Annotated in this window: 6 protein-coding genes; 3 read left to right on the top strand and 3 right to left on the bottom strand. The window is 61.1% G+C overall.

Annotated features, from left to right (window positions below; all coding sequences use genetic code 11):
* Positions 1-1,258 (bottom strand): cbb3-type cytochrome c oxidase subunit I (locus IT549_RS06870; protein ID WP_292971231.1); only part of this gene is annotated, 1,258 nt, incomplete at its 3' end.
* Positions 1,259-1,349: 91 nt separating this feature from the next.
* Between IT549_RS06870 and IT549_RS06865 the strand changes: the two genes are divergently transcribed.
* The 3 genes from IT549_RS06865 to IT549_RS06855 are packed head-to-tail and all read left to right on the top strand — an operon-like array spanning position 1,350 to position 2,604.
* A complete protein-coding gene (locus IT549_RS06865; RefSeq protein ID WP_292971229.1) occupies positions 1,350-1,820 on the top strand; it encodes an Rrf2 family transcriptional regulator in 471 nt (156 codons plus the stop codon).
* A complete protein-coding gene (locus IT549_RS06860; protein ID WP_292971227.1) occupies positions 1,817-2,284 on the top strand; it encodes a group III truncated hemoglobin in 468 nt (155 codons plus the stop codon). The genes IT549_RS06865 and IT549_RS06860 overlap by 4 nt, the downstream gene beginning before the upstream one ends.
* Positions 2,281-2,604 (top strand): DUF1971 domain-containing protein, encoded by a 324-nt coding sequence (locus IT549_RS06855; protein ID WP_292971225.1) that lies wholly within the window; start codon positions 2,281-2,283, stop codon positions 2,602-2,604. The genes IT549_RS06860 and IT549_RS06855 overlap by 4 nt, the downstream gene beginning before the upstream one ends.
* Positions 2,605-2,708: 104 nt before the next feature.
* Here the strand turns inward: IT549_RS06855 and IT549_RS16180 are convergent, their stop codons facing one another.
* Together IT549_RS16180 and IT549_RS06850 are read right to left on the bottom strand one after the other, a co-directional pair.
* Positions 2,709-2,963, bottom strand: coding sequence for an Arm DNA-binding domain-containing protein (locus IT549_RS16180; protein ID WP_365776361.1), 255 nt, complete (start codon positions 2,961-2,963; stop codon positions 2,709-2,711).
* Positions 2,964-3,065: 102 nt separating this feature from the next.
* Positions 3,066-3,553: ATP-binding cassette domain-containing protein (locus IT549_RS06850; RefSeq protein ID WP_292971223.1), on the bottom strand; the 488-nt coding region annotated here is incomplete at its 5' end.

Below are 3,553 nucleotides of genomic sequence, written 5' to 3'. Positions count from 1 at the left end.
CTAGGTCTACATATTCATAGCCCTGATGCCCGAACCAGAAGTTGGCCTTCAGCGTTCCGAACAATCTGTGTACGGCGGCCCACTGGCCGGCAAAGGACCCGACCACGATAACGAGCAGACTGATGAACAGGAAATTGACGCCAAACCGCTGGTATTTGGGATCACGTCCCGCCAGCATGGGCGCAACGTAGAGCCCGGTCGCCAGCCATGCGGTGGCGATCCACAGCACGGCGAGCTGAGTGTGCCAGGTGCGTGTGACGGCGTACGGCAGATATTCGGCGAACGGCAGGCCGTACAGCCCTTGTCCCTCCACCGCATAGTGCGCGGTGACGATGCCGAGCAGCACCTGCGCCACAAATAGTGCGCACACCACCCAGAAGTACTTCGCGGTCGCCCGCATCGAAGGCGTGATGGTCGCACCGCTCAGCACATCCGACGCTGCCATGCCCTTTTCCGGAAGCATGTCGACGCGCCAGACATCGAACTGCTTGGCGTAGTAGGCGATCAGCGCGCCGGCAGCAGCGAGCAGCAGAATCACTGAGGCCAGGCTCCACATCAAGGTGCCGGTGGTTGGCGTGTTTCCAACGAGCGGTTCGTGGGGCCAGTTGCTGGTATAGGTGATGTTCTGACCAGGGCGGTTCGTCGTCGCGCCCCATGCCGTCCAGAAGTAGAACGCTGAAAGCTGCTTGGCTTCCGTAGCCGACAACCGGCCATGGACCGGGAAGGCATAGCTGCGGCGCAGATCGAGCGAGGCTGCGTCATCGCCTACATACAGGCTGACGAAATGCGCCTGCACCTGCTTGATGGCCAACGCGCGCGTTTTGCTCACGGTTATGACGCCCGATGCGGGGTCATAGGTGTTGGCACGCATCTCGTTCTGCAACGCAGCCTTGCTGATGGCATCGGCTTGCGCCGGGGATACGCCTGTCGGGGCCATGGATGAAGACAATGCCAGCAGTGCCTGCGCTTCCCGATGCAACCAGTCAGCGCTCCAGTCCGGAGCCAGGTAGCTGCCATGGCCCCAGATCGACCCTTGTTCCATGCCACCGATCGACTGCCAGACATTCTGCCCAGTCTCGATATCGGCGCGAGTGAACAAGGTCTCGCCATTCTTCGCTGTCACCGCTTCAGGGATGGGTGGCGCCAGCTGGTAGATCTGCCGCCCCATCAGCAGCAGAACGCCAAACATGACGAACATGCCCACCGCCAGAACTGTCCACAGCCGCTTCACGCTGAATGTGGTTGCGTATTCCTGCATGACCCTGCCCCCTGGTTCTGAGGAGTCGGCGGTTGTCGCCAACGTCGCCAAAGTTGATGCTTATTAAAGATGTATATGCTATACCTCTTTCATGAGGCTGTCCGTTCAATCCGACTATGCCTTGCGAACATTGATGTTCCTGGCAGCACGGGACGGCCATCATTCGATCGCCGAGATTGCCCGCGCCTACGGCATCTCGAAGAACCACCTGATGAAAGTGGCGCAGCGGCTGACGGCCGAGGGATTCGTCGAAAGCGTGCGCGGCCGGGGCGGCGGACTGAAACTCGCGCGATCCGCTTCTGTGCTGAACGTCGGATCAGTATTTCGCGCCATGGAAGATACCGGGTCGTTCGTGGAATGCTTCGACGCAGCGACCAACACCTGCGTCGTGACACCGGCCTGTGGTTTGCGGCATGCCTTGTCAGGCGCACTGGAAGCCTTCGCGCGGCATCTTGATCAGTTCACGATTGCCGATCTTGTCCCAGATATTGAGGGCTATGCCCGCCTATTGGGGCGGCGAAAAACCAACGTCTCGAAGTACCGGCCAATGGGTACTACATGAGCAGCACACAGCCGGAAGCCGAGAGGCGAACCCGGATCGTTGAGCAACTCCAGGCTGACACTGGTATTGACGAGGTGATGATCGAGAAGCTGGTGCATGCGTTCTATGCCCGGGTGCGCTGCGACGAACTGATTGGCCCAATATTCGCGGCACGCATCTCGGAATGGGACCACCACCTGCAGCGCCTGTGTCAATTCTGGTCGTCGGTAGTCCTGATGAGTGGGCGCTACCATGGATCGCCCATGCAGAAGCATCTGGCGCTGCCAGTCGAGGCGGCGCACTTTGATCGCTGGCTTCAGCTATTCAGGCAGACGGCCCGCGAAGTCTGCACCCCGAAGGCCGCAGCCGTCTTCGTTGAGCGTGCCGAGCGCATTGCCCGCAGCATCGAGATGGGGGTTGCCAGCAGTCGTGGCGTGCTGCTTGCCAGCGGTCAGCGCCTGGTACACGCGACGCCGGAGGCATGATTGTGAACAATTTACTTCCCGCTGGACTCACTGCCTACAAGCAGACGCCGATTTTCGATCAGGACAGCCTGCCGGCAGGTCTGCGCCGCGAGCACCGCACCAAAGCCGGTGTCTGGGCGCTCATACACGTAGTTGAGGGCAGCCTGCTCTACCGCATTCTGGAACCGCCCAGCGAACAGGTTTTGCTGGTCGGCGTGCCAGGCATCGTCAGTCCCGAGCAGCCTCACGAAGTCTCGCCACTAGGTCCGATGAGGATGTACGTGGAGTTTTACTCGGCGGGAAGAGTTGAGCGCGAGCCGCATACCAGTCAGGTCCTATGACCGCCGCTACATCCCGATAGCCGCCCTCCATCGCCCTTAGAGCCTGGCGGATGGTTTATGAAGCAAGGCTTTGAGTCACCATAAGTGAGCATTTCGGACCAATCTCAAACCACCTGCGCGGCGTGAAGCCAGTTCCCGGAAGTCTCACAACCGACCTCAGGCTTGTCGCCCTCGATACCCCGTAGTTGGCGCCGCCCGGCCGACGGATCGACGCCGGCCGCGAGCAACCGCCGCGCCGCCCGATGGCGAGACTGAGCGCGTGTGAATGGGACGTCCGGATAGGTCCCAAGGGAAAGCGACTTGCGCTTGCCGCCGTATCGGCACTTGATGCAGTTGCATGCCGATAGATCGCGAAACATCGCCACCAAAGCCACCGCCTTCCGTCCCGTATCCGTCCACTGACCCACACGATCTCCCGATCAAGATGTCGCGAGGCCTGCGTAACGTCATTTCTGCTCCCCTCACTCGAATGGCCTCCCCTCGCCAACTTCCTCATGGGTCACCCCGTCGCGGATGTGATAGATCCGCTTGAACGTCGGAATGATCTTCTCGTCGTGGGTGACGACGATGATGGCGGTCTCGAACTGACGCGCCATTTCATTGAGGATGCGGATGACGACCATGGCGCGCTCGCTATCGAGTGGCGCCGTAGGCTCGTCGGCCAGAATCACCGGCGGGCGATTCACCAAGCCACGCGCGATAGCCACACGCTGCTGCTCTCCTCCGGAAAGCTGCGCGGGCATGGCCCGAGCCCGGTGCTGCACATCCAGCGCCGTGAGCAGCGCCAAGGCCTGCTGGCGCGACTCCGCATTGGCGACGCCTGCGAGCATCGGCAGCAGCGCCACGTTGTCGGTGACGTCGAGAAACGGGATCAGGTAGGGCGCCTGAAAGACAAAGCCAATCTTGTCGCGCCGCAAAGCGCGCAGGTCACGCACCTTCCAGCCGTTGT

The sequence above is a fragment of the Novosphingobium sp. genome, assembly GCF_020852455.1.
GTDB lineage: Bacteria > Pseudomonadota > Alphaproteobacteria > Sphingomonadales > Sphingomonadaceae > Novosphingobium.
This window is presented reverse-complemented; position numbering and strand designations above follow the sequence as displayed.

Coding starts and splice junctions, on each gene's coding strand:
- IT549_RS06865 (WP_292971229.1), top strand. CDS start 1,350: ATGAGGCTGTCCGTTCAATCCGACTATGCCTTGCGAACATTGATGTTC.
- IT549_RS16180 (WP_365776361.1), bottom strand. CDS start 2,963: ATGTTTCGCGATCTATCGGCATGCAACTGCATCAAGTGCCGATACGGC.
- IT549_RS06860 (WP_292971227.1), top strand. CDS start 1,817: ATGAGCAGCACACAGCCGGAAGCCGAGAGGCGAACCCGGATCGTTGAG.
- IT549_RS06855 (WP_292971225.1), top strand. CDS start 2,281: ATGATTGTGAACAATTTACTTCCCGCTGGACTCACTGCCTACAAGCAG.